We start from the raw sequence: 26,245 nt of genomic DNA, 5'->3' as shown, positions 1-26,245 counted from the left end.
TTCGATGCCGCGCAAGGTGTGCAACGAGGCCCGAAGGGTCAACCGATGCTCCTGCTCCTTCAGGTGGCGGCCCGAGCGTAGACAGCGTCGATGGCAGCGGCGAGCTCTGCAAGGCTTTCGCAATCCGGGTCGAAGCGCTCGCCCTCGGCCAGCCGGCGCGCCCAGTGCGCGGCGGCCCGGCCGCCCCAGGCGTCGGGCGGGGCGACGCGCTGCTCGCTTTGGGTGCCGTGGTGCCGATGGGCCGAGAAGTCGTAGAAGCTGCCGTTCTCGTTACGGACAGAGAAGCCGCCTTGCGTGCCGAAGGCATCGACGCCGATCACCGCGTCGCGGCCGGCGGGCAGGTTCCACGAGCAGGCGATGCGGATCACGCCACCCTCGGGCGTTTCCAGCGTGGCGGCGGCATAGTCCTCGACCGCGTCGGCGACGGCATCACCCGTTAGGCGCTGTCCGCCGGCATAGAGATGCGCCGAGGTGCAGCGAAGATCGTGCGACCCCAGGGCCCAGGCCGCCATGTCCAGAAGATGCGCGCCGAGGTCGATCAGGCAGCCCCCGCCCGACAGCGCCCGGTCGCGGAACCACGGTTTGTCGGGGCCGTAGGCGTTGTGGAACGTCAGGTCGAGCGCGTGGACCGGCCCCAGCTCGCCTGCCTCGACGGCCTCGCGCAGGGCGAGGAAGGCGGCGGCGTGGCGGTAGCTGAGATCGGCGGCCAGCAGCAGGTCGGCGGCGCGGGCGGCGTCGATACAGGCGCGGGCCTCGGCCTCGGTCCGGCCCAGCGGCTTCTGGCAGAACACGGCCGCGCCGGCGTTCAGCGCGGCGATGGTCTGTTCGGCGTGAAGGGCCGAGGGCGATGCGATCACCACCCCATCGGGCTTCGTCGCCAGCAGTTCCTCAAGCCCGTCGCAGCGTTCCGCGTCGGAGGCGACGCTCGCCGCCTCGTTCATGGCCTCGGCCGAAGGGTCCGAGACGGCGACGATCTCGGCGATTTCCTCGGCCGCGATGGCTTCCATTCGGTTCCGGCCGATCCAGCCGAGGCCGAGGAAGGCGAGGCGGGGGCGGCGGGTCGTGGCGGTGTTCAGGGTCAAGGTGTCGCTCATGCCGCGTCCTCCGGCGCGACCCAGGCCTTCACGAAGCCCCCCGGCTTATCGCGGGTGGCGTCGAGCGCCTGGTCCAGCTGCGACAGCGGGTAGCGATGGGTGATCAGCGCATCGAGGTCGAGCCGCCCGTCGGCCGCCGCCGCGATTCCGTCACGCATGCCGCGCAGCTGCACCTCGGGGTTGCGCTCATGCGCGCTGACGATGTCGATGCCCTTCCAGTTCCACATCTGCATGTTCACCTGGCGCGGGCCGTTCTGGTGGTAGCCGGCGATGACCAGCCGGCCACCCTCGCGCACCAGTTCCCCCGCCAGGTCGAGCGGCCATTGCAGGCCGACCGCCTCGATCACCACGTCGGCCAGCCGGTCCTCGGTCAGCCGTCCGAGTTCGCGCATGATCTCCCAATGGTCCTCCATCGGGATCGTGTCGGCGGCGCCCATCCGGCGGGCGAGATCCAGCGACTCCTGCCGCCGCGAGATCGCGATGACCCGCGCGCCGGCTTGCGCGGCAAGGGCGGTCAGCGCGGCACCGATGAACCCGATGCCGATGATCGCGACGGTCTGGCCCGAGGTGATCTGTGCACGGCGGAAGATGTTCATCGCGCAGCCCAGGGGCTCGGCCGGCACGGGCCGGCCCGCCAGTGCGTCGGGCAGGGGCAACGTGGTTTCGGCGGCGACGATCTCGTGGCTGGCATATCCGTGGTTGCCGGACCATGCGATCCGCTGGCCTTCACGCAGACCGCTGACCCCGTCCCCAAGCGCCTCGACCACGCCCCAGGCCTCGTGGCCCATCACGCCTGGCTCCATCGGAAACTCCTGCCACTCCGGGCCCGCCCACGGTTCGAGGTTCGAGGCGCAGACGCCGCAGCCCTCGATCCGTACGCGGATCTGGCCGGCGCCGGGGCGGGGGAGGGTCGCCTCGACCATCTCGATCTGCCCGGGCGCCACCACCTGTGCCGCCTTGACAGGTGCGGCGGCGGGATCGGGCCGGAGGGCGGTGGCGGTACTGCTGATTTCTGACATCGTTTCTCCTTGGTGGCGGCGGGCGCGGGCGCCCGTCACCGCTCGTCGCGCGTGGTGGACACGGCCAACTCACGAGCATTTGATCCGTTCCGGAAGAAGCTGCGGATGTCTCTGATGATGCTGCTGCCGCCCGGGGAAGACTGAAATGCAAGGGATTATCGGGAACCTTTGCTTATTCCGGCTACTTTGGCTCGAAAGATGGATAAGAGTCGAGGGACGGGAACCATGGTCAAAACGCTGGTGACGGGCGGGTGCGGTTTCATCGGGCGGCAGGTCGCTGCCGAGCTGCTTTCGCGTGGCCGCAAGGTGATCCTGTACGATGCGATGATCGAACAAGTGCACGGCGATGCCGCTGCCGAACCGCCAGCCGAGGCGGAGGTGGTCAAGGGTGACATGCGCGACATCGACACGCTGCGCGCCGCGCTGAAGGGCGTGGACGAGGTCGTGCACCTCGCGGCCGAAGTCGGCGTCGGCCAGTCGATGTACGAGATCGCCCGCTACGTCAGCGCCAACGACCTGGGAACCGCCGTCCTGCTCGAGGCGATCGCCGCCGATCCGGTTCGCCGCCTCGTCGTCGCCTCGTCGATGAGCGTCTACGGCGAGGGCTATTATGCCGATGCAGACGGCCAGCTGCACGAGAGGGTGCGCCGACGCACCGCGGACCTGAAGGAAGGGAAGTGGGAGCCGCAGGGCCCCGATGGCGCCGCGCTGACGCCGCGCCCGACCACCGAGGACAAGCGGGTCGATCTCGCCTCGATCTACGCCCTGACCAAGTACCAGCAGGAACAGGCCTGCCTGATCTTCGGCGAGGCCTACAACGTCCCGACCACGGCGCTGCGCCTCTTCAACGTGTTCGGTGCGGGGCAGGCGCTGTCGAATCCCTACACGGGCGTTCTGGCCAATTTCGCCTCGCGCCTCGCGGCCGGACAGCGCCCCACCATCTTCGAAGACGGCCAGCAGAAGCGCGATTTCGTGCACGTCAACGACGTCGCCCGCGCCTTCGCGCTGGCGCTCGAGCATGACGAAGCCGCGGGGCACGTCATCAATGTCGGCTCGGGCAACTCTTATACCGTCGTCCAAGTGGCCGAGTTGCTGGCCGAGGCGATGGGCTGCCCCGAGCTTGGGCCGGAAGTGCTGGGCAAGTTCCGCTCGGGCGACATCCGCAACTGCTTCGCGGATATCAGCAAGGCGCAGGACCTGCTGGGCTTTGCGCCCGAGCAGCGGCTCGAGGACAGCCTGGGACCCTTCGTCGAGTGGGTGCGCAACGCGCCCGACACCGGCAAGAAGGATCGCGGTGACGAGATGCGGCGCCAGCTCGAGGCGCGGGGTCTGGTGTCGTGAGCGATGAATTCGGTTTCGTCGAGTGGTTTCGCCCCGGCGAGTACGACAGGGTCGAAGAGGTGCTGCCGAAGCTGCTGGCCTCGGGCGCGACTTACCTCCGCACGCATCTGAGTTGGGCCGAGTACCACGCGCCCGGTGGGCAGGAGTGGTACGACTGGCTGCTTCCGCGGCTGGCCCGCGACATCGAGCTGCTGCCCTGCGTGCACTACACGCCGCCTTCGCTGTCGCGCACGGGGCGCAGCTCGGGGGCGCCGAAGGTGCTGAAGGACTTCGCGGATTTCCTCGACATGGTGCTGACCCGGCATGGCGAGCATTTCGAACATGTCGAGCTGTGGAACGAGCCCAACAACCTCCTGGACTGGGACTGGCGCGAAGACCCGGAATGCGACCTCTTCTGCGAGATGGTCGGGAACGCGGCCCACTGGGTGAAGAAGCGCGGCTGGAAGCCGGTTCTAGGCGGCCCGGCCCCGTTCGACGCCTATTGGCTGAACCTGATGGGCGAGCGCGGCGTGTTGAACGAGGTCGACGCCGCCGGTATTCACGGCTTTCCCGGCACGTGGGACAGCGAGGAAGGCTCGTGGAACGGCTGGGACACGCACCTGGCCGAGATGCGCGAGATCCTCGACCGCTGGAACCCGGACTGCAAGATCTGGATCACCGAGACCGGTTATTCCACCTGGCGCCGCGACGACATGGAGCAGGCGCGGCGGTTCCTCGGCGCACTCGATGCAGGTGCCGACCGTTTGTACTGGTACGCCTGGCGCGACCTGCCCGAGGAGGTCGCGGTGCAGGAGGGGCATTGGTTCGACCCCCGCCACTATCACCTCGGCGCGGTCGAGGCGGACGGCACGCCCAAGCTGCTGGCGCGGCTGCTCGAGGCCGGCGGCCCGGGCCAGGTGCGCGAGGTGGCGCGGCTGGCGGCGCCCGCGGTGGCAAAGCAGGCCCGTCCGATCGCCATCACCGGCGGTGCGGGCTTCATCGGCTGTAACCTGGCCGAGAGCTTCCTTGCCGAGGGGCGCGACGTCGTGGTCATCGACAACCTCAGCCGGCCGGGCGTTGAACGGAACCTGCACTGGTTGGCCGAGCGTCACGGCCCGCGCCTTCACGCCGTCCCCGCCGACCTGCGCGACGAACTGGCGCTGCGCGAGGCGGTGCGCGACGCCGACGCGGTGCTGCACATGGCGGCGCAGACGGCGGTGACGACCTCGCTGGTGTCGCCCGTGGCCGATTTCGACGTGAACGCGCGCGGCACGCTCAACGTGCTCGAGGCGATCCGCGCGACGGGCCGCAAGGTGCCGGTGGTCTTCGCCTCGACCAACAAGGTCTACGGCGCGCTGGCCGATCTGGAGGTCGCCGACACCAACGACGCCTGCGCCCCCATGGATGAAGAGATGCGCGCGCATGGCGTGGGCGAGGGGCGGCCGCTGGATTTCTGCACGCCTTACGGGTGCTCAAAGGGGGTCGCGGACCAGTACGTCCTCGACTACGCGAAAAGCTACGGCCTGCCCGCCGCGGTCCTGCGGATGAGCTGCATCTACGGTCCGCGCCAGTTCGGCACCGAGGATCAGGGCTGGGTGGCGCATTTCCTGATCCAGGCGCTTGCCGGACGGCCGATCACGGTCTTCGGGACGGGGCGGCAGGTGCGCGACGTGCTCGACGTGTCGGACGCGGTGCGAGCCTACCGCGAGGTGCTCGGCAAGATCGACGTGCTGTCGGGCCGGGCCTTCAACCTGGGCGGCGGGCCGTCCAACACGGTCAGCCTGATCCAGGTGCTACGCGAGATCGAGTCGATCACCGGCCGCAGCATCGACGTCACCTTCGAGGATTGGCGCCAGGGCGACCAGCCGTGGTTCGTCGCCGATACCCGCGCGCTGGAGGCCGCGAGCGGGTGGCACGCGCAGGTCGGCTGGCGCGACGGGCTGCGCAACCTCGCCGATTGGCTGTCGCAGAACAGCTCTCGCCTGCCCGAGCGTCAGCGGATCCCGGCATGACGGCACCCGTCCTCATCACGCTGGACGCGGTGGGTGGGGTTTGGCGTTATGCCATCGACCTTGCGGCGGGCCTGAGGCAGCTCGGCCGCCCGGTCTGCTTCGCCGGCTTCGGCCCCAAGCCCACGGAGGCGCAGCGCGTCGAGGCCGAGGCGCTCGGGCCTCTCGACTGGGGCACGCAGGCGCTCGACTGGATGGCGCAGGGGCCGGACGAGGTTGCGGGCGCCGGGCGCTGGCTGGCAGAGGTCGCCGCCCGTCGCGGCGCTGGCGTGATCCAGTGCAACCTGCCCAGCCTCGCCGCCGAGATCCCCGAGGGGGTGCCGGTGGTGGCCGTCTCGCACTCCTGCCTCGCCAGCTGGTTCGAGGCCGTGCGAGGCGAGCCCGTCCCGCAGGACATGCGCTGGATCCACGACCTGACCGCCGCCGGGCTGGCGCGGGCGGACGTGGTGACCGCGCCCTCGGCCAGCCACGCGGCGGCGATAGAGCGGCTGTACGGCGGGCTGGAGGTGGACGTCGTGCACAACGCCAGCAGCGGCGCTGTCACACGGGTGGAACGGTCGCGCACCATCGTTGCCGCCGGGCGCTGGTGGGACGAGAGCAAGGGCGGCGCGACGCTCGACCAGGCGGCGCGGAATTGCGACTGGCCGGTGCTGATGCTGGGCGCGGATCGGGGGCCGAACGGGGCGCAGATCGACATCCGTTCGGCCGACCATCGCGGGCAACTGGACCACGACGTGGCGGCGAAGCTCATCGCGGGGGCGGGCATCTTCGTCTCGCCCTCGATCTACGAACCGTTCGGACTGGCGGTGCTTGAGGCGGCGCGCGCCGGCGTGCCGCTGGTGCTGGCCGACATCCCCACCTTCCGCGAGCTTTGGGACGGGGCCGCGGTCTTCTTCCCCCCGCGCGACGCCGATGCGCTGGCAGGCGTGCTGAACGATCTCGCCGCCGCCGACGCTCGCCGCGATGCGCTCGGCCAGGCGGCAGAGGAGCGGGCAGGGCGATATTCCGCCGCAGCGCAGGCGCAGGCGATGGCGGTGATCCACGACCGGGTCCGCGCACGGAACTTGACGACAGAGGGAACTGCATGAGGTTCGTTTTCTACACCCACTCATTGGCTTCGGACTGGAACCACGGGAACGCCCACTTCCTGCGCGGCGTCATGCGCGCGCTGCAGGCGCGCGGCCACCAGACCCACGCGATGGAACCCGAGGGCTCGTGGAGCCGCGAGAACCTGATCGCCGATCGCGGCCCCGGCGCCATAGCCGATTTCGAGCGCGCCTTCCCCGACCTGAGCTACGAGATCTACGCCGACTGCTTCGACCACGAGGCGGCGCTTACGACTGCCGACGTGGTGGTCGTGCACGAATGGACGGACCCGGCGCTGGTCGCGCGGCTGGGGCAAGCACGGGCACAAGGCGCGCGCTTCACGCTGCTGTTCCATGACACGCACCACCGCGCCGTCAGTGCCGAGGGCGAGATCGGCGGAATGGACCTGTCGGGCTATGACGGCGTGCTGGCCTTCGGCGAGACGCTGCGCGAAACCTACCTCGCGGCGGGCTGGGGGCGGCAGGTCTTCACCTGGCACGAGGCCGCCGATACCAGCATCTTCCACCCGCACCCCGAGACCGCGCCCGAGGGCGACCTGATCTGGGTCGGCAACTGGGGCGACGACGAGCGCAGCGAAGAGCTCGAGACGTTCCTCGTCGGCCCTGCCGAGAAGCTGGGCCTAAGGACCCTGATCCACGGCGTTCGCTATCCGAATCACGCGCTGAAGCGGCTGTCCGAGGCGGGCATCACCTATGGCGGCAGCATCGCCAACGCCGATGTGCCGAAGGCCTTCGCCCGGCACCGGGTGACGGTGCATGTCCCCCGCCGGCCCTATGTCGAAAGCCTGCCCGGCATCCCCACCATCCGCCCCTTCGAGGCGCTCGCCTGCGGCATCCCGCTGGTCAGCGCCCCCTGGAACGACGCCGAAGGACTGTTCCGCCCCGGCGACTTCCGCTTCGCCGCCAACGGCGACGAGATGACCGCCCACCTGCGCGAGCTGCTCTCGGACCCCGACGCGGCACGCGAACAGGCCGAGCGGGGCCTCGAGACGATTCACGCCCGCCACACCTGCGGCCACCGGGGCGACGAACTGCTCGAGGTGCTGACGCGCCTCGGCGTGACCACACACGAGATGGAGCCCGGCCAATGACCCGCATCGCCTTCTACGGATCGAGCCTGTTGTCGAGCTACTGGAACGGGGCCGCGACCTATTATCGGGGCATCATCCAGGCCCTCGCCGCGCACGGGCACCACATCACCTTCTACGAGCCCGACGTATACGACCGTCAGGCCAACCGCGACATCGACCCGCCCGACTGGTGCGACGTCGTGGTCTACGAGGGCACCCCCGAGGCGCTGAAGCGCGTCGCGGCCGAGGCGGCGAAGGCCGACGTGGTGGTCAAGGCCAGCGGAGTCGGCTTCGAGGACGACGTGCTGCTGCGCGAGGTGATGGCGAATGCCGCGCCGGGTGCGCTCAAGATCTTCTGGGATGTCGATGCGCCGGCCACGCTGGCGGCGATGCAGGCCAACCCCGACGACGTGCTGCGGCGGATGCTGCCGGACCAGATCGACCTGGTGCTGACCTATGGCGGCGGCGACCCGGTGATCGACGCCTATCGCGGATTGGGCGCGCGGGAATGTGTGCCGATCTACAATGCGCTGGATGCCTCGACCCACCACCCGGTGCCGCCAGATCCGCGCTTCGACTGCGACCTCGCGTTCCTCGGCAACCGCCTGCCCGACCGCGAGGCGCGGGTGGACCAGTTCTTCTTCGCGCCCGCGCGAGAGCTCCCGTCGCTCAGCTTCCTGCTGGGCGGCTCGGGCTGGGATGCGGGGGCCGTGCCCGAGAACGTGCGCTGCCTTGGCCATGTCCGCACCGCCGACCACAACGCCTTCAACGTCACGCCGCGGGTCGTGCTGAACATCGCCCGCGAGTCCATGGCCGCGATCGGGTTCTCGCCCGCCACCCGCGTCTTCGAGGCCGCCGGCGCCGGCGCCTGCCTGATGACCGACTATTGGGAGGGGATCGAGCTGTTCCTGAAGCCCGGCGAAGAGGTGCTCGTGGCCCGCGACGGGCAGGACGTCACCGACTGCCTGCGCGCGCTGCCCCCCGGCCGGGACGAGGCCATCGGCGAGCGCGCCCGCGCCCGCATCCTGTCCGAGCACACCTATGCCCACCGGGCCCGCCAGCTCGACGCGCTGCTGGGCGAAAGGGTTCGGGGTGCGGAGGCGCCCGCATGAGCCGGCCGATGGATATTGTCATCCTGGGCCTGTCGCTCGCCTCCTCCTGGGGCAACGGCCACGCCACGACCTTCCGCGCGCTGATCAAGGGCCTCGCCGCCGAAGGCCACCGGGTGCTGTTCCTCGAACGCGAAGTGCCGTGGTACGCAGGGTCGAACCGCGACCTGCCGGACCCGGATTTCTGCGAACTGGTCTTCTACCACTCCCTCGACGAGGTTCAGGAGCGGCACGGGGACCGGCTGCGCACGGCGGATGCGGTGATCGTCGGCAGCTACGTCCCCGAAGGGGCCGCGCTGATCGACCGGCTGGCAGCGATGGACCTCAAGCGCCTCTGCTTCTACGACATCGATACGCCAGTGACGATGGATCTGCTCGACAAGGGCGAAGAGGCGCATCTGGCGCGGCGGCAGGTGCCGGTCTTCGACCTCTATTTCAGCTTCTCGGGCGGCAAGGTGCTCGACCGGCTGTCCGAGGTCTACGGCGCGCGGGCGCCGAGGGCGCTGTACTGCTCGGTCGACGAAAGCCGCTACACCCGTGCCGATGTGCCCATGAGGTGGGACATGGGCTACCTTGGCACCTATAGCGATGACCGCCAGCCGGGGCTGGAGGCGCTGATGCTGGAGCCCGCACGCCGCCTGCCGCACATGAAGTTCGTTGTCGCGGGGGCGCAATATCCCGACGGCATCGACTGGCCCGACAATGTCGAGCGGATCGAGCACCTGCCCCCGCGCGAGCACGCGGCCTTCTACAGCGCCCAGCGGTTCACCCTCAACATCACCCGCGTGGCGATGCGCCGCCTAGGCTGGTCGCCCAGTGTGCGGCTGTTCGAAGCGGCCGCCGTGGGCACCCCGATCCTCTCGGATCGGTGGGAGGGGCTGGGCGAACTGCTGCCGGAGGGGGAGGCCATCGTGATCGCCGATGGCACCGATGCTGCTGTTGCTGCGTTGACGGGAGAAGACGGCACCAGGCCCGAGGCACTGGCGGCGCGCGCCCACGAGATCGTGCTGGCCGACCACACCGGTCGCGCCCGCGCCGCCGAACTTGCGCACATGCTGCAGGAATGTCCCGGCCGTGAGCGCCGACGCGAGAGAGAGGAGACGACCGAATGGACATGAGACCCGTGTCGAGGACGATCCTAGTCGCCGGCGGAGCCGGCTTCATCGGATCCCATCTTTGCACTGCCTTGCTGGCCCAGGGCCACAAGGTGATTTGCCTGGACAGCTTCCAGACCGGACGGCACGAGAACGTGGCCGCCTTGACGGAGCACCCGAATTTCCAGCTGATCGAGGCCGATGTCGAGCAGTTGCCAGAAGTTCGCGAGCGGCTGGACAGGGTCTACAACCTCGCCTCACCGGCGTCCCCGCCTGCCTATCAGGCCGATCCCGTGCGCACGATGATGACCAACGTGGTCGGCACCAACAACCTGCTGGCACTGGCCGAAGCCAAGGGCGCGCGGCTGCTTCAGGCCTCGACCAGCGAGGTCTATGGCGACCCCGAGGTCCATCCCCAGCCCGAAGGCTATACCGGCCACGTCAACTGCAACGGCCCGCGGGCGTGCTACGACGAGGGCAAACGCGCCGCCGAGGCGCTGTGCTACGACTATCTGCGGGCCGACCGCGTCGATGTGCGCGTGGCGCGGATCTTCAACACCTACGGCCCCCACATGCAGTGCGACGACGGGCGCATCGTCTCGAACTTCATCTGCCAGGCATTGTCGGACCAGCCGATGACGATCTACGGCACCGGCGAGCAGACGCGATCCTTCTGCTATGTCACCGACATGGTCGATGGCCTGATGGCGCTGATGGAACTGGGCGAGACGCCCGATGCGCCGGTGAATATCGGCAACCCCGGCGAATTCACCATCCTGAAGCTGGCCGAGTTGATCCGGAAGGTGGCGCCCACCGATGCGCGCCCCGAATTCCACCCCTTGCCCAAGGACGACCCAAAGCGCCGGCGCCCCGACATCACCCGCGCCAAGGCGCTGCTGGGATGGGCGCCTCGGGTGCCGCTGGAGGAGGGCCTGAAGAAGACCGTCCCCTGGTTCGCCGAGGCGCTGGGCCGGACCGAGCCGGCCTCGAACCGTGTCGTGGAGGCGCAGCGATGACAGCGGACTCCCGCGACGCCACCGCCCGCCGCATCGCCGAACTGGGACCCTGGTTCCACAACCTGACCATCGACGGGATCGAGACGGCGCCCGACCACTTCCTGGGCGACTACCCGCGCTTCAAGTTCGAGGGCTTCCGCCACGCGCTGCCCGAGGATCTGCAGGGCGCAAGCGTGCTCGACATCGGCTGCAACGCGGGGTTCTACAGCCTCGAGATGGCGCGCCGCGGCGCCGGGCGCGTCGTCGGCATCGACAGCGATCCGCATTACCTCGCGCAGGCCCGATTCGCGGCCGAGCGCGAGGGGGTCGACCTCGACCTGCGGCAGATGGATGTCTACGACGTCGGCGCGCTGGGCGAGAAGTTCGACCTCGTGATCTTCATGGGCGTGCTCTACCACCTGCGCCACCCGCTGCTGGCGCTGGACCTGCTGTGGGAGCATGTCGTCGGCGACATGATGCTGTTCCAGTGCATGCAGCGCGGCCCCGAGATGCAGGCCGCACCCGTCGCCCCCGATTACGACTTCAACGACCCCGAGCCCTTCACCCGCGAAGACTGGCCGCAGCTGTGGTTCATCGAAAAGCGCTTCTCGGCCGACCCCACCAACTGGTTCATCCCGAACCAGCCGGGGATGGAGGCAATGCTGCGGTCCTCGGGCTTCACCATAGAGGAGCAGATGGAACGCGAGGTCTATCTCTGCCGCCGTGGCGATCGGGGCGAGATGGTCGCACCTCCGCCGCGGATCGTTCCCAACGACTGACGCAGGATCGCCGCCGACTTCCCAGAGTCTTGAATGGCTTGTCGCGGAACCCCGCACCGCGCCTGCCGGTTGCACGCTTGCCATGAAGCACATCCGCGACCTCGTCTATTACCCCGACAGCTATCCCGGCATCTCGCGCAAGCGCGCCGGCCGGGGCTGGTCCTATACCTCGCCCGACGGCACGCGGATCGGTGACGCGGTCGAGCGCAAGCGGCTCGACTCGCTGGCGGTCCCGCCCGCCTACACCGACGTATGGATCTGTCCCCGGCCCGATGGCCACCTTCAGGCCACGGGGCGCGACGTGAAGGGTCGCAAGCAGTACCGCTATCACGAGAACTGGACAGCCTACCGCGCCAAGCGCAAATACGCGGACCTGCCCTCGTTCGGCACCCACCTTCCCGCGATCCGCCGCCGCATCCGCCGCGACCTGCACAACGACGCCGGAGACCGCGCCTTCGCCATTGCCGCCGTGCTGGCGATGATTGACCGGCTGTCGCTGCGCGTGGGCCACCCCGAATACGCCGAGAACGGGGCCTTCGGCGCCACCACCCTGCGTCAACGCCATGTCGAACTGCGGCAGGACAGCCTGCGCCTCGACTTTCACGGCAAGGGCGGCACGCGGATCAGGCGGACCTTGCGGGACAAACGGCTGGCCCAGGTGCTCCACCGGCTCGACGATCTGCCGGGCGCGACCTTCGTGAAGTGGGTCGACGCCTGCGGGCAGATGCACGAGGTCACCTCGACCCAGGTGAACGAGCTGCTGCACGAGATCACGGGCGAGGATGGCTACACCGCCAAGACCTTTCGCACCTGGAACGGCACCGTCTCGGCGATGGAAACGGCGTTGCGGGAAGAGAGCCTGACCATCAAGGCCATGGCCGAGGCCGCCGCCGAAACGCTCGGGAACACGCCCACCATCGCGCGCAACAGCTACATCCACCCCGACGTGATCGACCTGGTCGACACGCCCTTGCCCGACCGCAAGCGCATCGCCGAGAAGGCCCCGGAATGCAGGGGATTGCGCATCGGCGAGCGGGCCGTCCTGTCGTTCCTGTCGCGCTAGGCGGCGGTCCGGCTGCCTCGGTTGTCCGGTGACCCGGGCCGTATACGCTTCGGCCCGAAAGAATTCACTCCCGCGCGCCTCGACGCTCGATATCGCCGGCGATCCGGCGCATAAGGCGGGCGGACGACCGCAGGAGGCGACCCATGCGACGCGACGATCTGGGCGCGCGGCCCGACTGGAAAGAGAAGGCCGACGAGGCCGGCTTCGGCTACACCTTCGTGGACGGCGCGCTCTACTGGGACGAGGCAAAGGCCTACGCCTTCACGCTCGAAGAGATCGAGGAGGGGCTGGAGCGTCCCGCCGAAGAGCTCCACCAGATGTGCCGCGACGCGGTGGCCGAGGTCGTCGACTCGGAAGAACTGTTGGAGCGCCTGCAGATCCCCGAGGCGCATCGCGACCTGGTGGCGGACAGCTGGCGCGCGGGCGAGCCCGAGCTCTACGGGCGGATGGATTTCTCGTGGGGCGGCGAGGGGCCGGCGAAGCTGCTGGAATACAACGCCGACACGCCGACGACGCTGTACGAGACCTCGGGCTTCCAGTGGCACTGGCTCGAGGACATGATCGCCGCCGGGCGCCTGCCCGAGGGCGCCGACCAGTTCAACGGCATCCACGAGGCGCTCGTCGCCCGCTTCGCCGAGATCTGCGACCCGAACACCGAGATCCACTTCGCCGCCTTCGCCGACGCGGTCGAGGATTACGCCACGGTCGAGGCGATCGCCTGGGCCGCGCGCGAGGCCGGGATGGGCGCGCATTTCACCGACATCCGCAAGATCGGCGTGACCGACACGGGCCAGTTCGCCGATGCCGAGGATCAGGCGATCGGCACGCTCTTCAAGCTCTACCCGTGGGAGGACATGCTGCGCGACGATTTCGCCGATGCGATTGCCGGCGCGAATGTCCGCATCATCGAACCCGCGTGGAAGGCGATCCTGTCGAACAAGGGCATCCTGCCGGTCCTGTGGCGCATGTTCCCTGGCCACCCGAACCTTCTGCCGGCCGTCTTCGCGGACGAGGATGCCGAGACGGTCGGCCCCGATGTGGTCGAGAAGCCCATCTTCTCGCGCGAAGGTGCCGGCGTCCGCATCCGCGCCGGCGCCGACAGCGAGGCGTCCTCGGACACCGCCTACGACGCGCATCCCCGCATCCTGCAGAGCTACGCGCCCCTGCCCCGCTTCGGCGACGACTACGTCATGTGCGGCATCTGGATGATCGGTGCCGAGGCACACGGTCTTGGCCTGCGCGAAGATGTGTCGCGCATCACGCAGGATACATCCCGCTTTCGTCCGCACTATATAGAGCCGTGACATGACCCAGATTCGCCCCCGCAAACGCGCCCGCGCCACCCGCCTCGTCCTTCTTGGCTCGGCCGCCTTCGGGCTTGCCGCCTGCCAGGAAGAGCAGGTCGAAGCGACCGTCTTCCCCTCGGTCGAGGAATGCCGGGCGCTTGCCGACCTGCCCGAGAACGACTTCACCGCGGAAGAGTGCGCGCAAGGCTTCGACGAGGCGCAGGCCATCCACGCCGAAAGCGCCCCCCGCTACGAGGACCAGGCGCTTTGCGAGGAACAGCATGGCGGCGAGTGCGTGGCCGAACAGAGCGCGGGCGGAGGCTCGATCTTCCTGCCGCTGCTGGCGGGCTACATGATCGGCAACATGCTGGGCGGCCGGGGAATGGCCGCCCAACCGCTCTACCGCACGGGCGGCGGCCGCTATGCCACGCCGAGCGGAGGGACCTCGGTCTCGGGCCTGCGGGGCACGACGCAGGTGCGTCCCGCCTCCTTCGCGGCCAGCCCCAGCACCCGGACCGCCGCGCCGCTCACGCGGTCAACCGTCAACAGCCGCGGCGGCTTCGGCGCTTCGCGCACCGGCGGGGGCTTCGGCAGCCGCAGCTTTGGCGGCTGATGACGATGACGCTGCCATCCGCTCGGCGCAGCGCGTGACCCAGTCGCGAATGGCGGGAACGTCCGGTGTCAGGTCCGGGAACCAGTGGAACGGTGAACTGCACAACATGTCGGCGGCGCTGAACCGGTCGCCCAGAAGGTAGGGGCCCGCCTCCAGCGCCTCGGCCAGTCGGTCGACCATGGTGTCGAAGTCGCGCAGCGAGGCGGTCAGGGCAGGGTGGTTCAGCCCGGTCCAGTGCAGGATGATCAGCGGCTCCATGATGCCCTGGTAGTAGAACAGCCACGACAGGTAGGCACCGCGACCCGGCTCGCCGGGCAGGGGGCCGAGCTTTGCCTGCGGATAGGCGTCGGTAAGATAGACGATGATGGCGCCGCGTTCGCGCACCGCCTCGTCGCCATCGACGAGGTACGGCACCTTCTTCTCGGGGTGCGGGTTCTCGGGGTCCGGCCCGCCAGAGCCGTCCTCCCGGGGGATCGTGACCTCGCGGATCTCGACATCCGCGTTCAGCATGCGGACCAGCACCGCGATGGTGTCGGAGCGGGATTGGGGGGAGTGGTAGAGAACGGGCATGACGGCCTCCTTTCGGTTCTGATGATCCAGCAGTAGACTGGCCTTACTGACAGTTCGGGGCAGCAGAGAATGGCGCGGCAGGACCGGTTGATGCGTCTGATGGATGCTCTGAGGCGGCTGCCGGCGCCGGTGACGGCCGCGCGGCTAGCAGCCGAGACCGAGATCTCGCTGCGCCAGCTCTACCGCGATATCGCCACGCTCCGCGCCGGGGGCGCGCTGATCGACGGAGCGGCCGGGGTCGGCTATGCGCTGACCGAGGATCCCGTGCTGCCGCCGCAGAGCTTTTCCCGGATCGAGATCGAGGCGCTGATGCTGGGGATCGGCAGCCTCGACCATCTGGACGACCCCACGCTGTCGCGGGCGGGGCGCGACGCGGTGGCGCGGATCATCGCCACGCTGCCGGACCGCCAGGCGCGTCAGGCGATGCACACGGTCCTGCGCACCTGGCGGCCGACCGACACCCGCCCCGAGGTGGCCGTCGACATGGACCTGCTGCGGCAGGCCTGCTGGGAGGAAACCAGCGTGTGGATCCGCTACCGCGACCTGAAGGACAGGCGGACCGAGCGCGAAGTCTGGCCGCTGGGCCTTTCGTACAGTCCCGAGGCGCTGATGCTGCTGGCGTTCTGCCAGGTCCGGCAGGACTACCGCCTGTTCCACGTCGCGCGGATCGAGGACCTGCGCCTGGCGGGCACCAGCTTCCGCCCGCGCCGGACCCAGCTCCTTCGCACCTATGTCGCGCATCGCGCCGCGGAAGCCGGGGAGTCGCCGCCCGTGCTTGACGGACCCTTGCAGAATGGACATTGCTCCGCTGGCAAAACCGGGAGGAGATAATCCGATGCTGAGACGCTCATTCTTCGCGACCGCCGCGGCGGCCACCTTCGCCACGGCCGTCGGCGCCGCGCCCGAGGATTTCGCCGACATGGATCCCGTCACCCTGCGCCTGGCTCACGTGGTCAACGAGCAGGACGGCTTCCACGTCGCCGCCGAGCAGTTCCGCGACCTCGTGGCCGAACGCACCGGCGGCAAGGTCACCGTCGAGATCTTCCCGAATGCCACGCTCGGCGACGAGCGCACGCTGCTCGAAGGGATGCAGATCGGCAGCATCGACATGGGCGTGATCACCAACGGCCCCGTCTCGAACTTCCTGCCCGAGATGGCGGTGTTCGAACTGCCCTTCCTCTTTCCCTCGAACGAGGTGGCCTACGAAGTCCTTGACGGCGAGGTCGGGCAAGAGCTGCTGGACCGGCTCGAGAACGTGAACCTCAAGGGTCTCGCCTATGCCGAGCGCGGCTTCCGCAATCTGACCAACTCGGTCCGTCCCGTTGCCAGCCCCGCCGACATGGACGGCCTGCGCATCCGCGTGATGGAGAACCCGGTCTATATCGACACGTTCCGCGAGCTTGGTGCCAACGCCATCCCGATGGCATGGACCGAGGCCCTGACGGCCATGCAGCAGGACACGATCGACGGGCAGGAAAACCCGGTCGGCGTCGTCCACAGCTTCAAGCTGGACGAGACGCAGGACTACATGACCATGACGCGGCACAGCTATGCTCCCGCAATCTTCGTGATGGGCATGGCCGCCTGGAACAAGGTGCCCGAAGAGGCGCAGGACGTGCTGATCCAGTCCGCGCAGGACGCCGCCGCCTACGAGCGTCAGTTCAACGCCGACATGGAGACCCAGCTGCTCGACGAACTGCGTGAGCGCGGGATGGAGATCGACACCGATCCCGACCTGACCTCGTTCAAGGAGCAGATCGCCCCGGTCTACGAGCAATACGGCGACCAGTTCGGCGACCTGCTCGAGCGGATCCAGGCGCAGACGAACTGAGTGATACGCCTCGCGAACAATCTGGAGCGTGCGCTCGCGGCGGTGCTGCGACCGGTCGTCTTTGCCGGCATGGCCGCGCTCGCCGTGGTCATCACGCTTCAGATCGTCTCGCGGGTGCTCTTCACCGCGGTCAGCTGGACGGAGGAAATGGCGCGCTTCCTCCTCGTCTGGCTGACCTTCCTGGGCGCGACACTCGCGCTGGCCGAGAAGCGCCATATCGCCGTGACGCTTCTGACCGACCGAATGCCCCCCGCGCTGGGCCGGGCAGCGGCGATCGCCGGGCTCGTCACCATGACCGCCTTCCTGATCGCCCTGACCTGGATCGGTTGGAGCTACATGTCGATGCAGAGCTTTCAGCGGTCCGCCTCGCTGCAGATGCCGATGATGTATGTCTATGCGGTCATCCCCGTCAGCGGCGCGCTGATGTCCGTGCTGTGCCTTGCGGACCTCGCGGCGACCGTCGCGGGGCGTAGCAGCCGGGCCGAGCCATGAGCCTTCTTCTCTTCGGAATATTCGCCGGCCTGATGGTGATCGGCGTTCCGGTGGCCATCGCCATCGGCGCGGGCACATTGGTTGCAGTCTGGGCCAGCGGCGTGCCGGTCCTCGTCGTGCCGCAGCAGATGTTCTCGGGCGTGAACAGTTTCGCGCTGGTGGCGGTGCCGATGTTCATCCTGGCGGGGGACATCATGGCTGCCGGCAAGATCAGCACAAGGCTGGTCCAGCTCGCCGACGCGCTGATCGGGTTCGTGAAGGGCGGGCTGTCCATCGTGTCGATCCTCGCCGCGATGTTCTTCGCCGCCATCTCGGGTTCGGGTGCGGCCACGACGGCCGCGGTCAGCGCGACGCTGGTCCCCGAGCTGAAGGCGAAGGGCTATGATCCCGCCTCGGCCGCTGCCCTGATTGCGGCGGGCGGAACCATCGGAGTGGTGATCCCGCCCTCGGTGCCGATGATCCTCTACGCGGTTATCGCGCAGGAATCCGTGGCCAAGCTGTTCCTGAACGGCTTCCTGCCGGGCGTCGCCATGGGTCTCGGGCTCATGGGGATCGCGCTGCTGCAAGGCTATCGCCGGGCCTATCCGCGCGGCAGCGCCCTGTCGCTGCGCACGATCGGACGCAGCTTCCTGTCGGCCTTCTGGGGGCTGATGACCCCGGTCATCATCCTCGGCGGCATCTTCTCGGGCATCTTCACGCCCAGCGAGGCCGCCGTGGTCGCGGTCGACTACGCGATCTTCGTCTCGCTCTTCATCTATCGCGACCTGACCTTGCGCGACATCTACCGCATCGTCGTCCGCTCGGGCGTCACCACGGCGGTCGTGATGTTCGTGATCGCGGCGTCGGCCGCGCTCAGCTGGGCGCTATCGAACTGGCAGGTGCCGTCCGCCATCGCCTCGGCCGTTTTGTCGCTGTCGCAAGAGCCGATGGTGGTGATCGCGATGATCCTGGTCGTGGTCCTCGTGACCGGCATCTTCATCGAGACGGCCTCGGCGCTCATCATCCTCACACCGATCCTGTTGCCGCTGGTCAGCCAACTCGGCATCGACACGGTGCATTTCGGGATCATCATGGTGGTCGGGCTGTCGATCGGGATGATCACGCCGCCCGTGGCGATCAACCTCTATGTCGCGGCCTCGGTGACCGGCATCAGCCTCGAGCGGATCGCTGCGGCGGTCCTGCCCTACCTCGCGGTCCTGATCGGCGTCCTCATCGCAGTAGCGTACCTTCCCCTGCTTCTCTGAGCATTCGCAGGGGCGGTGCGGCGGCCCGCCTTGACGGGCCGCCGGCGGGCGTCAGTCCTTGCGTCGCTTCGGTGCACCGCCCGGTTTGGAACCCGAGCCGCCGGCCGGTTTCGCACGCTTCGCACCGCCCGGCGGCGTAAACCGCTTCGATGTGTCCGAGGCCGAAGCCGCCGGCCGGCTGGTCGAGCCGGGGCCGGTCTTGTGCTTGCCCCCGGCGCCCTTCCTGGGGCCGTCGCCCGGCTTCTCCCACCGCTTGGCCGGTCCGGTCGGCTTGTCGTCCTTCTTCCACGCCGGCTTGGCACGCCCGGCGGAAGGCTTCGACGGCGCGGGCTTGGCAGCGGGTGCCCGGTCGGCCTTCTTGGCGTACGAGGCTTCACGCGGTTTCGCTTGGGGTGCGGGTGCGGCCGGTGCAGACTTGGCGGGGGGCTTCGGCGCAGGCCGTTCGGCAGGCTTCGGGGCGGGCGCCGCTCTCGGCGCAGGCCGCGGGGCCGGGGCCGACTCCTGCGGGCCGTCGATCCGCCGGACGGCCACGCCTTTCTCCAACGTGGCATCCGGTCCCAATGCAGCCATGAAGCTGTCGATCAGGGGGGCGGACAGTTCCACGAAGGTCTCGGTCTGTTGCACCCGGATCGCGCCGATCGCGTCCTTGTCGAGGTTCCCCGAGCGGCACAGCAGCGGCAGGATCCAGCGCGCCTCGGCCCGGTCGTCGCGACCTACCGAAAGGGCGATCCACGCGCTGTCGCCGAACGGCACGCGCTCTTTCGGGGCCGAACGCGCGTCCGGCTCGCTCAGATCCTCGGGCGCGGAATGTTGCGTGCGGTAAAGCCGCAGGTAGGCCGCCGCGACCTTGCGCGGATCGTGCATCGCCAGCAGGCGCTCGGCGAAATCCGCCTCGTTCTCCGTGATCGCTTCGGACCACGAGGGCGCGTTCAGAAGCCGGTCCTCGTCGCGACGCAGGATTTCCTCGGCGCCGGGCGCGGTGGTCCATTCGGCGGTGATGCGGGCGCTTTGCAACAGGCGCTCGGCGCGCTTGATCGCCTTTGGCGGCACGACCAGCGCCGACGTCCCCTTGCGTCCCGCTCGCCCGGTCCGCCCGGATCGGTGCAGCAGCCCCTCGGCGTTCGAGGGCAGCTCGGCATGGATCACCAGCTCCAGGTTCGGCAGGTCGATCCCGCGCGCGGCGACATCGGTGGCCACGCAGACCCGCGCCCGGCCGTCGCGCATGGCCTGAAGGGCGTGGCTCCGCTCGGTCTGGCTCAGCTCGCCGGACAGGGAGACGACCGCGAAGCCGCGATTGGCGAAGCGGGCGGTCAGCCGGCTGACCGTGGCACGGGTATTGGCGAAGACGATGGCGTTCTGCGCGTCGTGGAAGCGCAGCACGTTGATGATGGCGTTTTCCGCATCCTGCTGCGCGACGCGCAGCGCCTGATAGGTGATGTCGGCGTGCTGGGACCGCTCGGACACGGTCGTGACGCGCACGGCGTCACGCTGGTATCGTTGCGCCAGCGTCGCGATCGCCTTCGGCACGGTGGCCGAGAACATCAGCGTGCGGCGCGAGGCCGGTGCCTCGCCCAACATGAACTCCAGATCTTCGCGAAAGCCGAGATCGAGCATCTCGTCCGCTTCGTCCAGAACCACGGCGCGGAGGCTGCCCATCTCGAGCGAATTGCGCTGGATGTGGTCCTTCAGCCGCCCTGGCGTGCCGACGACGATATGCGCGCCGCGATCCAGCGCCCGGCGCTCGTCGCGCATGTCCATCCCGCCGACGCAAGATACGACCCGCGCTCCGGCCTTGGCGTAAAGCCAGTCCAGCTCGCGCGTCACCTGGAACGCCAGTTCGCGCGTCGGTGCCACGATCAGCGCCAGCGGCGCGGCGGCCCGTTCGAACATGCCGTTCTCGTCCAGCAGGGTCGGACCGATCGCAAGGCCGAAGCCGACGGTCTTGCCGGATCCGGTCTGGGCCGAAACGAGAAGGTCCGCCTCGTCGAGCGCAGGATCGGTGACCGCCTCCTGCACGGGGGTCAGAGTATCGTAGCCGCGCTCGGTGAGCGCATCGAGGAGGGTCTGGATCATCAAGGGGGGCCGATCTGCGGATAGCATGCGACGCCGCGCGCGCGGTCGGTCGGTGGGGTAGTTGAGAAGGGTCGCCCATACCGTGTTCGGGGGGTGCTGTATACTCCGCAAATTGCCCTGCGCGACAACTCGCCCCGCTTCCCGACATTCGTTTGCGGCATCGCCGTGGCGACCGCGTGCCTTCCGCTCGGCAGGCGTTGCCTCTAAGCAAGGCCAAGGACGCAACCTTTCAGGGAGATCGCGCATGATTTGGGCTCTCGCACTGGCGGTTGCGATCTGGATCATCGGCGGGCGGATCGGTTGGCCGCGCCAGGCGCGTGTGCTGGCGCTGGGGCTTTTCTACGTGGTCGTGCTCGCGCTCTCGATCCTGCTGCCGGCCGGTTCGCCCCTCGGGGGGGACGTGGGCGAATGGCTGGTCCTCGGCGGCCTCGGCGTGCTGGTCTGGGCCTATGCCGAGGGGCTGAAGCTGCTGCGCCGTCGCGTGCGCCCCGAGAACCGCCCGCCCGAGCCGCGCGCCGACACCTTCGCCCCCGGCGAGGTCGAGCGCTACGCCCGCCACATCGTCCTGCGCGAGCTTGGCGGGCCGGGGCAGAAGCGTCTGAAGACCGCCCGCGTTCTGGTGGTCGGGGCAGGGGGGCTCGGCTCGCCCGCGATGCTGTATCTCGCCGCCGCCGGGGTCGGCACCATCGGCGTGATCGACGACGACACCGTCGAGGCGACGAATCTTCAGCGTCAGGTCATCCACTCGGATGCCCGCATCGGGATGGCAAAGGTCTTTTCCGCCGAGGCTGCGATGAAGGCCCTCAACCCCTTCGTCAACGTCCGACCCTATCACCGCCGCCTCACCGCCGAGATCGCGGGCGAGCTGGTCGCCGAATACGACCTCGTCCTCGACGGCTGCGACGACCTGGACACCCGCTACGTGCTGAACGCGGCTTGCACAAAGGCGCAGGTTCCGCTGGTCTCGGGCGCGCTCAGCCAGTGGGAGGGGCAGTTGACCACCTACGCGCCTTGGGCGGGAACGCCCTGCTACGCCTGCATCTTTCCCGAAAAGCCCGCCCCGGGCCTCGCGTCGACCTGCGCCGAGGCCGGCGTTCTGGGCCCGCTCCCCGGCATCCTCGGCACCATGATGGCGGCCGAGGCGGTGAAGGAGCTGACCGGCGCGGGGCAGGGGCATCGCGGACGTATGGCGATCCACGATGCGCTCTGGGGCGAGAACCGCACGATCACCCTGGCCCGGCGCCCCGACTGCCCCGTCTGCGGCGGCGCGTGACGCGTGGGGTTCGCCTCGGGCGAGAAGGGGGCTAGGGTAACAGGGGCCAAAACAGGAGACCACCGTGACCAACCCGCTGCTCGAGCCCTGGGATACCCCGTTCGACATGCCGCCCTTCGACCGCATCGAGGACGGACATTTCATGAAGGCGGTCGAGACGGCGCTGGTCCAGGCGCGCGAGGCGGTCGCGGCCATCGCCGACAATCCCGACACGCCGACCTTCACGAACACGATCGAGGCGCTGGAAACCGCGGATGAAACGCTGGGCCGGGTGCTGGGCGTCTTCTACAACGTCGCAGGCGCCGATACGAACGACGAACGCCAGGCGCTCAGCCGCGACTTCTCGCCGATGCTGTCCGCCTATTCCTCGGATGTCGCGATGAACGCCGAGCTCTTCGCCCGGATCGAGGCGCTCTGGCAGTCGCGCGACACGCTCGACCTTACTGACGAGCAGCAGCGCCTGCTGTACCTCACCCGCCGCCGTTTCGTTCGTGCCGGGGCCGAGCTGGAAGGGATTGCCAAGGACCGCCTGCGCAGCGTGACCGAACGGCTGTCGTCGCTCGGCGTCGATTTCACCCAGAACCTGCTCGCCGACGAGCGCGACTGGATGATGGAGCTGACCGAGGACGAGCTTGAGGGCCTGCCCGATTTCGTCATCGACGCCGCCCGCGCCGCCGGGGCCGAGCGTGGCGTGAAAGGCCCCGTCATCACGCTGTCCCGCTCGATCATCGTGCCGTTCCTGCAGTTCAGCCCGCGCCGCGACCTGCGCGAGCGTGCCCATGCCGCCTGGACCGCTCGCGGCGCCAACGGGGGCGAGACCGACAACCGCGCCATCGCCGCCGAGATCCTGGAACTGCGCGAGGAACGCGCCGGGCTTCTGGGCTATGACGACTTCGCCGAGTTCAAGCTCGAAACCGAGATGGCCAAGACCCCCGAGGCCGTGCGCGAGCTTCTGATGAAGGTGTGGGAGCCCGCCCGCGACCGCGCCATCGAGGACGGCCTGCGCCTGTCTGCCATGATGCACAATGACGGCGTCAACGGCGACCTCGAACCCTGGGACTGGCGCTACTACTCCGAAAAGCGCCGCATGGCCGAGCACGACCTGAACGAGTCCGAGATCAAGCCATACCTCCAGCTCGACCGCATGATCGAGGCCGCCTTCGACTGCGCCAACCGCCTCTTCGGGCTGGAGTTCAAGCCCGTGGACGTGCCGCTCTACCACCCGGACGTGCGCGCGTGGGAGGTCACCCGCAACGGCGAACATCTCGCCGTCTTCCTCGGCGACTACTTCGCCCGCGGCGCCAAGCGGTCGGGTGCGTGGTGCTCGACCATCCGTTCGCAGAAGGACGGCGTGCGGCCTGTCGCGGTCAACGTCTGCAACTTCGCGAAACCCTCGAAGGGCAAGCCGGCGCTCCTGTCCTATGACGACGCGCGCACGCTGTTTCACGAGTTCGGCCACGCGCTGCACCAGATGCTTTCGAACGTGACCTACGAGTCGATTTCGGGAACCAGCGTCGCCCGCGACTTCGTGGAGCTGCCCTCGCAGCTTTTCGAACATTGGCTCGAAGTGCCCGAAGTGCTGACCAAATACGCCACCCACGCCGAAACCGGCGCACCCATGCCGGACGAGATGCGCGACCGCCTGCTTGCCGCCTCGACCTACGACATGGGCTTCCAGACGGTTGAATACCTGGGCAGCGCTATCGTCGACCTCGAGTTCCATACGGGCGAGGCCCCCGAAGATCCCATCGCCCGCCAGCAGGAGATCCTCGACGGGATCGAGATGCCCAAGGCGGTCGGCATGCGCCACGCCACGCCGCATTTCGCCCACATCTTCTCGGGCGACGGTTACTCCAGTGGCTACTACAGCTACATGTGGTCCGAGGTGATGGACGCCGACGCCTTCGCCGCCTTCCAGGAGGCCGGCGGCCCCTTCGATCCCGAGATGGCCGAAAAGCTGGAACGCCACATCCTCAGCGCCGGCGGCAGCCAGGAGGCGGCGGATGCCTACATCGCCTTCCGCGGCCGGATGCCGGGGCCCGAGGCGCTTCTGAAGGGCAGGGGGCTCGATGGCGCGGCTTGACCGGCCGGGATTCGAAACCTCCCGATCCAGCCGGATCGGGAGGTTATTCGTAGTAGCTACTGCGCTGCCTCGACCGGGGCGCCATAGCCCAGCGGCTCGCGCTCGTCGCGGCCCTCGTCCTGGCCCTGCTCGGCCAGCCAGCGCTCGGCTTCGAGCGCGGCCATGCAGCCCATTCCGGCGCTGGTGACGGCCTGCCGGTAGACGTGGTCAGTCAGATCGCCCGCTGCGAAGACACCGGGAACGCTCGTCTCGGTCGTGCCCGGCTTGGTCACCACATAGCCGCCGAGTTCGGTCTCCAGCTGGTCCTTCACCAGGTCCGAGGCCGGCGCATGGCCGATCGCGATGAACACGCCGGTTACGGGCAGGTCCGTGATCTCGCCCGTATCGACATGGCGGGCGCGCAGGCCCTCGACACCCTTGGGATTGTCGCTGCCGTAGATGTTCTCGATCGCGTGGTTCCAAAGAACCTCGATCTTCGGGTGCTCGAACAGGCGCTTTTGCAGGATCTTCTCGGCCCGCAGCTCGTCGCGGCGATGGATCAGCGTGACCTTCGACGCGAAGTTCGTCAGGAACAGCGCTTCTTCGACCGCCGTGTTGCCACCGCCGACCACGGCGATTTCCTGCCCGCGATAGAAGAACCCGTCGCAGGTCGCGCAGGCCGAGACGCCGAAGCCCTTGAACGCCTCTTCGGAGGGAAGGCCCATCCATTTCGCCTGCGCGCCCGTCGCCAGGATCACCGCGTCGGCCGTGTAGGTCGTGCCGCTGTCGGCTGTCGCCGTGAAGGGGCGCTTGGACAGGTCCAGCGCGGAGACGTGGTCCGACACGATCTCGGCCCCCATCTCGCGGGCGTGGGCCTCCATCCGGACCATCAGGTCCGGGCCCATGATCGACGTCTCGCCGGGCCAGTTCTCGACATCCGTGGTGATGGTCAGCTGTCCGCCGGGCTGGATGCCCTGGATCAGCACGGGCTCGAGCATGGCCCGGGCGGCATAGACGGCGGCCGTGTACCCCGCAGGCCCCGAGCCGATGATGAGAAGCTTGACGTGACGGGCGTCTGCCATGATGACCTCCTGCGATTTCGGGCCGCATATAAGCCGTGCGGGCGCGGGCCGAAACCCCGTAACAAAATTGCGCAGATGCGAAACATTATTGCGGCTGTTTCCGTTCGCGCATAGGTATCGCGCACCACATCCCGAGGATGACATGCCCGGACAGAAACTCGACGCCATCGACCGCAAGATACTCGCCGAACTGCAGCGGAACGGGCGCATGACCAACGTCGACCTGGCGAAGCGCGTCGGCATATCGGCGCCGCCCTGCCTGCGCCGCGTCCGCACGCTGGAAGAGCAGGGCTTCATCCGCGGCTACCACGCCCGCGTCGAACCGCGTCAGCTGGGATTCGAGGTGCAGGTCTTCGCCATGGTCGGCTTGCAGAGCCAGGCCGAAGCCGATCTTTCGACCTTCGAGGCGCGCTGCCGCGACTGGCCCCTCGTCCGCGAGTGCCACATGCTGAACGGCGAGGTCGATTTCATCCTGAAATGCGTGGCCCCCGACCTGTCCAGCTTCCAGACCTTCCTCACGTCCGAGCTTCTGACCGCCCCGAATGTCGGCAGCGTCAAGACGTCGCTGGTGATCCGCGCAGCCAAGGAGGCGCCGGGCGTGCCGTTCGACGTGCTCGAAGCGCGCGTGACCTCGACTCCCTGAGCCGTCAGGCGGCCGTCGCGCGGTCGGGCGTCTCTCCCTCCAGCCGCGGCAGGACCAGGTCGCCGAACTCCTTTATCCGCCGGAGATGGGGGAACATCGGCAGGTCGAGCGCCGCCTCCTAGGGCGCCAGTGCGCCCGGATGCACGCTGCCCAACTCGACGTCCGGCGTCTGCACCAGCGTGCTGCGGCACAAGGCGGTGCAGATCGCGAGGCTCGGGCACATGCGAATGCGCTCGCCGATCGCGCTGTCCAGATCATTAAAAGCGAAGCTTTGGGACGTGCGCGTATCGTTTCCCGGTGCAGGGCTGCAGACCGCCCAAGGGCACGAGGCTGGCGGCGCCGCCGCAGGGTTGCTCCGTCATGCGCGGGGCGGGCTCAGCCTTTGCGGTCGCGTTGGAAGGGCAGCGCCGGCACGGGT

23 protein-coding genes are annotated in these 26,245 nt (G+C 68.7%); 18 read left to right on the top strand and 5 right to left on the bottom strand.

Features of this window, described 5'->3' with window-relative positions:
- Positions 1-59: 59 nt before the first annotated feature.
- Both PAM7066_RS07575 and PAM7066_RS07570 read right to left on the bottom strand, forming a co-directional pair.
- Entirely contained in the window at positions 60-1,094 is a 1,035-nt protein-coding gene (locus tag PAM7066_RS07575) for a Gfo/Idh/MocA family protein (RefSeq protein WP_085853539.1), read from the bottom strand.
- Positions 1,091-2,113: an MDR/zinc-dependent alcohol dehydrogenase-like family protein gene (locus tag PAM7066_RS07570; RefSeq protein ID WP_085853538.1), complete on the bottom strand. Its 1,023-nt coding sequence runs from the start codon at positions 2,111-2,113 to the stop codon at positions 1,091-1,093. Before PAM7066_RS07570 ends, PAM7066_RS07575 begins: the two co-directional genes overlap by 4 nt.
- A gap of 225 nt (positions 2,114-2,338) precedes the next feature.
- Between PAM7066_RS07570 and PAM7066_RS07565 the strand changes: the two genes are divergently transcribed.
- The 11 genes from PAM7066_RS07565 (at position 2,339) to PAM7066_RS07515 (ending at position 14,557) form a co-directional block, all read left to right on the top strand.
- Positions 2,339-3,454, top strand: a complete 1,116-nt coding sequence (locus tag PAM7066_RS07565) for an NAD-dependent epimerase/dehydratase family protein (RefSeq protein WP_085853537.1) — start codon at positions 2,339-2,341, stop codon at positions 3,452-3,454.
- Positions 3,451-5,445: an NAD-dependent epimerase/dehydratase family protein gene (locus tag PAM7066_RS07560; RefSeq protein ID WP_085853536.1), complete on the top strand. Its 1,995-nt coding sequence runs from the start codon at positions 3,451-3,453 to the stop codon at positions 5,443-5,445. The genes PAM7066_RS07565 and PAM7066_RS07560 overlap by 4 nt, the downstream gene beginning before the upstream one ends.
- Positions 5,442-6,530 (top strand): glycosyltransferase, encoded by a 1,089-nt coding sequence (locus tag PAM7066_RS07555; protein WP_085853535.1) that lies wholly within the window; start codon positions 5,442-5,444, stop codon positions 6,528-6,530. The genes PAM7066_RS07560 and PAM7066_RS07555 overlap by 4 nt, the downstream gene beginning before the upstream one ends.
- Positions 6,527-7,639 carry a CgeB family protein gene (locus tag PAM7066_RS07550; protein ID WP_085853534.1) on the top strand — a complete coding sequence of 371 codons (1,113 nt, stop codon included), beginning with the start codon at positions 6,527-6,529 and terminating at the stop codon, positions 7,637-7,639. The genes PAM7066_RS07555 and PAM7066_RS07550 overlap by 4 nt, the downstream gene beginning before the upstream one ends.
- Positions 7,636-8,730 carry a CgeB family protein gene (locus tag PAM7066_RS07545; protein ID WP_085853533.1) on the top strand — a complete coding sequence of 365 codons (1,095 nt, stop codon included), beginning with the start codon at positions 7,636-7,638 and terminating at the stop codon, positions 8,728-8,730. The genes PAM7066_RS07550 and PAM7066_RS07545 overlap by 4 nt, the downstream gene beginning before the upstream one ends.
- An 8-nt stretch (positions 8,731-8,738) precedes the next feature.
- On the top strand, positions 8,739-9,845 hold the full coding sequence (locus PAM7066_RS07540) for a CgeB family protein (protein WP_245749621.1): 1,107 nt from the start codon (positions 8,739-8,741) through the stop codon (positions 9,843-9,845).
- Complete coding sequence (locus PAM7066_RS07535) at positions 9,836-10,837, top strand: UDP-glucuronic acid decarboxylase family protein (RefSeq protein ID WP_085853531.1); 1,002 nt, start codon at positions 9,836-9,838, stop codon at positions 10,835-10,837. The genes PAM7066_RS07540 and PAM7066_RS07535 overlap by 10 nt, the downstream gene beginning before the upstream one ends.
- On the top strand, positions 10,834-11,595 hold the full coding sequence (locus PAM7066_RS07530) for a TIGR04290 family methyltransferase (protein WP_085853530.1): 762 nt from the start codon (positions 10,834-10,836) through the stop codon (positions 11,593-11,595). Before PAM7066_RS07535 ends, PAM7066_RS07530 begins: the two co-directional genes overlap by 4 nt.
- Positions 11,596-11,677: 82 nt before the next feature.
- Positions 11,678-12,658, top strand: a complete 981-nt coding sequence (locus tag PAM7066_RS07525) for a DNA topoisomerase IB (protein WP_085853529.1) — start codon at positions 11,678-11,680, stop codon at positions 12,656-12,658.
- Between the two features lie 143 nt (positions 12,659-12,801).
- Positions 12,802-13,962 (top strand): glutathionylspermidine synthase family protein, encoded by a 1,161-nt coding sequence (locus PAM7066_RS07520; RefSeq protein ID WP_085853528.1) that lies wholly within the window; start codon positions 12,802-12,804, stop codon positions 13,960-13,962.
- A gap of 1 nt (position 13,963) precedes the next feature.
- Entirely contained in the window at positions 13,964-14,557 is a 594-nt protein-coding gene (locus PAM7066_RS07515; protein WP_085853527.1) for a DUF1190 domain-containing protein, read from the top strand.
- Here the strand turns inward: PAM7066_RS07515 and PAM7066_RS07510 are convergent.
- Complete coding sequence (locus tag PAM7066_RS07510) at positions 14,480-15,127, bottom strand: glutathione S-transferase family protein (RefSeq protein WP_085853526.1); 648 nt, start codon at positions 15,125-15,127, stop codon at positions 14,480-14,482. The genes PAM7066_RS07515 and PAM7066_RS07510 overlap by 78 nt on opposite strands.
- A 69-nt stretch (positions 15,128-15,196) precedes the next feature.
- Between PAM7066_RS07510 and PAM7066_RS07505 the strand changes: the two genes are divergently transcribed.
- The 4 genes from PAM7066_RS07505 to PAM7066_RS07490 are packed head-to-tail and all read left to right on the top strand — an operon-like array spanning position 15,197 to position 18,694.
- On the top strand, positions 15,197-15,958 hold the full coding sequence (locus PAM7066_RS07505; protein ID WP_085853525.1) for a helix-turn-helix transcriptional regulator: 762 nt from the start codon (positions 15,197-15,199) through the stop codon (positions 15,956-15,958).
- 4 nt (positions 15,959-15,962) lie between these two features.
- On the top strand, positions 15,963-16,958 hold the full coding sequence (locus PAM7066_RS07500) for a TRAP transporter substrate-binding protein (RefSeq protein ID WP_085853524.1): 996 nt from the start codon (positions 15,963-15,965) through the stop codon (positions 16,956-16,958).
- Positions 16,959-17,450 (top strand): TRAP transporter small permease, encoded by a 492-nt coding sequence (locus PAM7066_RS07495; protein WP_217639938.1) that lies wholly within the window; start codon positions 16,959-16,961, stop codon positions 17,448-17,450.
- The gene (locus PAM7066_RS07490) at positions 17,447-18,694 is read left to right on the top strand and encodes a TRAP transporter large permease (protein ID WP_085853523.1); all 1,248 of its coding nucleotides are present in this window, start codon (positions 17,447-17,449) and stop codon (positions 18,692-18,694) included. Before PAM7066_RS07495 ends, PAM7066_RS07490 begins: the two co-directional genes overlap by 4 nt.
- Positions 18,695-18,745: 51 nt before the next feature.
- Here PAM7066_RS07490 and PAM7066_RS07485 read toward each other — a convergent pair whose 3' ends face one another.
- Positions 18,746-20,767, bottom strand: coding sequence for a DEAD/DEAH box helicase (locus PAM7066_RS07485; protein ID WP_085853522.1), 2,022 nt, complete (start codon positions 20,765-20,767; stop codon positions 18,746-18,748).
- Between the two features lie 244 nt (positions 20,768-21,011).
- On the opposite strand from PAM7066_RS07485, the gene PAM7066_RS07480 reads away from it, so the two are divergent.
- Both PAM7066_RS07480 and PAM7066_RS07475 read left to right on the top strand, forming a co-directional pair.
- The gene (locus PAM7066_RS07480) at positions 21,012-22,040 is read left to right on the top strand and encodes a HesA/MoeB/ThiF family protein (RefSeq protein ID WP_085853521.1); all 1,029 of its coding nucleotides are present in this window, start codon (positions 21,012-21,014) and stop codon (positions 22,038-22,040) included.
- Positions 22,041-22,104: 64 nt separating this feature from the next.
- A complete protein-coding gene (locus tag PAM7066_RS07475; RefSeq protein ID WP_085853520.1) occupies positions 22,105-24,123 on the top strand; it encodes a M3 family metallopeptidase in 2,019 nt (672 codons plus the stop codon).
- 56 nt (positions 24,124-24,179) lie between these two features.
- On the opposite strand, the gene trxB is transcribed toward PAM7066_RS07475, so the two are convergent.
- Complete coding sequence (trxB, locus tag PAM7066_RS07470; protein ID WP_085853519.1) at positions 24,180-25,184, bottom strand: thioredoxin-disulfide reductase; 1,005 nt, start codon at positions 25,182-25,184, stop codon at positions 24,180-24,182.
- A gap of 142 nt (positions 25,185-25,326) precedes the next feature.
- Here trxB and PAM7066_RS07465 point away from each other — a divergent pair, with 142 nt between their 5' ends.
- Positions 25,327-25,827 (top strand): Lrp/AsnC family transcriptional regulator, encoded by a 501-nt coding sequence (locus PAM7066_RS07465; RefSeq protein WP_085853518.1) that lies wholly within the window; start codon positions 25,327-25,329, stop codon positions 25,825-25,827.
- Positions 25,828-26,245: the final 418 nt, after the last annotated feature.

Origin of the sequence: Palleronia marisminoris (genome assembly GCF_900172315.1) — a bacterium.
GTDB lineage: Bacteria > Pseudomonadota > Alphaproteobacteria > Rhodobacterales > Rhodobacteraceae > Palleronia > Palleronia marisminoris.
Note: the sequence above shows the minus strand (reverse complement) of the source record. Positions and strands in the feature narration are given on the sequence as shown.

What these genes read in the sequence shown, in the direction of transcription:
- PAM7066_RS07490 (WP_085853523.1), top strand. Translation starts at nt 17,447, where the DNA reads ATGAGCCTTCTTCTCTTCGGAATATTCGCCGGCCTGATGGTGATCGGC.
- PAM7066_RS07530 (WP_085853530.1), top strand. Translation starts at nt 10,834, where the DNA reads ATGACAGCGGACTCCCGCGACGCCACCGCCCGCCGCATCGCCGAACTG.
- PAM7066_RS07570 (WP_085853538.1), bottom strand. Translation starts at nt 2,113, where the DNA reads ATGTCAGAAATCAGCAGTACCGCCACCGCCCTCCGGCCCGATCCCGCC.
- PAM7066_RS07525 (WP_085853529.1), top strand. Translation starts at nt 11,678, where the DNA reads ATGAAGCACATCCGCGACCTCGTCTATTACCCCGACAGCTATCCCGGC.
- PAM7066_RS07500 (WP_085853524.1), top strand. Translation starts at nt 15,963, where the DNA reads ATGCTGAGACGCTCATTCTTCGCGACCGCCGCGGCGGCCACCTTCGCC.
- PAM7066_RS07555 (WP_085853535.1), top strand. Translation starts at nt 5,442, where the DNA reads ATGACGGCACCCGTCCTCATCACGCTGGACGCGGTGGGTGGGGTTTGG.
- PAM7066_RS07575 (WP_085853539.1), bottom strand. Translation starts at nt 1,094, where the DNA reads ATGAGCGACACCTTGACCCTGAACACCGCCACGACCCGCCGCCCCCGC.
- PAM7066_RS07480 (WP_085853521.1), top strand. Translation starts at nt 21,012, where the DNA reads ATGATTTGGGCTCTCGCACTGGCGGTTGCGATCTGGATCATCGGCGGG.
- PAM7066_RS07545 (WP_085853533.1), top strand. Translation starts at nt 7,636, where the DNA reads ATGACCCGCATCGCCTTCTACGGATCGAGCCTGTTGTCGAGCTACTGG.
- PAM7066_RS07550 (WP_085853534.1), top strand. Translation starts at nt 6,527, where the DNA reads ATGAGGTTCGTTTTCTACACCCACTCATTGGCTTCGGACTGGAACCAC.
- PAM7066_RS07485 (WP_085853522.1), bottom strand. Translation starts at nt 20,767, where the DNA reads ATGATCCAGACCCTCCTCGATGCGCTCACCGAGCGCGGCTACGATACT.
- PAM7066_RS07510 (WP_085853526.1), bottom strand. Translation starts at nt 15,127, where the DNA reads ATGCCCGTTCTCTACCACTCCCCCCAATCCCGCTCCGACACCATCGCG.
- trxB (WP_085853519.1), bottom strand. Translation starts at nt 25,184, where the DNA reads ATGGCAGACGCCCGTCACGTCAAGCTTCTCATCATCGGCTCGGGGCCT.
- PAM7066_RS07515 (WP_085853527.1), top strand. Translation starts at nt 13,964, where the DNA reads ATGACCCAGATTCGCCCCCGCAAACGCGCCCGCGCCACCCGCCTCGTC.
- PAM7066_RS07465 (WP_085853518.1), top strand. Translation starts at nt 25,327, where the DNA reads ATGCCCGGACAGAAACTCGACGCCATCGACCGCAAGATACTCGCCGAA.
- PAM7066_RS07565 (WP_085853537.1), top strand. Translation starts at nt 2,339, where the DNA reads ATGGTCAAAACGCTGGTGACGGGCGGGTGCGGTTTCATCGGGCGGCAG.
- PAM7066_RS07520 (WP_085853528.1), top strand. Translation starts at nt 12,802, where the DNA reads ATGCGACGCGACGATCTGGGCGCGCGGCCCGACTGGAAAGAGAAGGCC.
- PAM7066_RS07540 (WP_245749621.1), top strand. Translation starts at nt 8,739, where the DNA reads ATGGATATTGTCATCCTGGGCCTGTCGCTCGCCTCCTCCTGGGGCAAC.
- PAM7066_RS07505 (WP_085853525.1), top strand. Translation starts at nt 15,197, where the DNA reads ATGGCGCGGCAGGACCGGTTGATGCGTCTGATGGATGCTCTGAGGCGG.
- PAM7066_RS07535 (WP_085853531.1), top strand. Translation starts at nt 9,836, where the DNA reads ATGGACATGAGACCCGTGTCGAGGACGATCCTAGTCGCCGGCGGAGCC.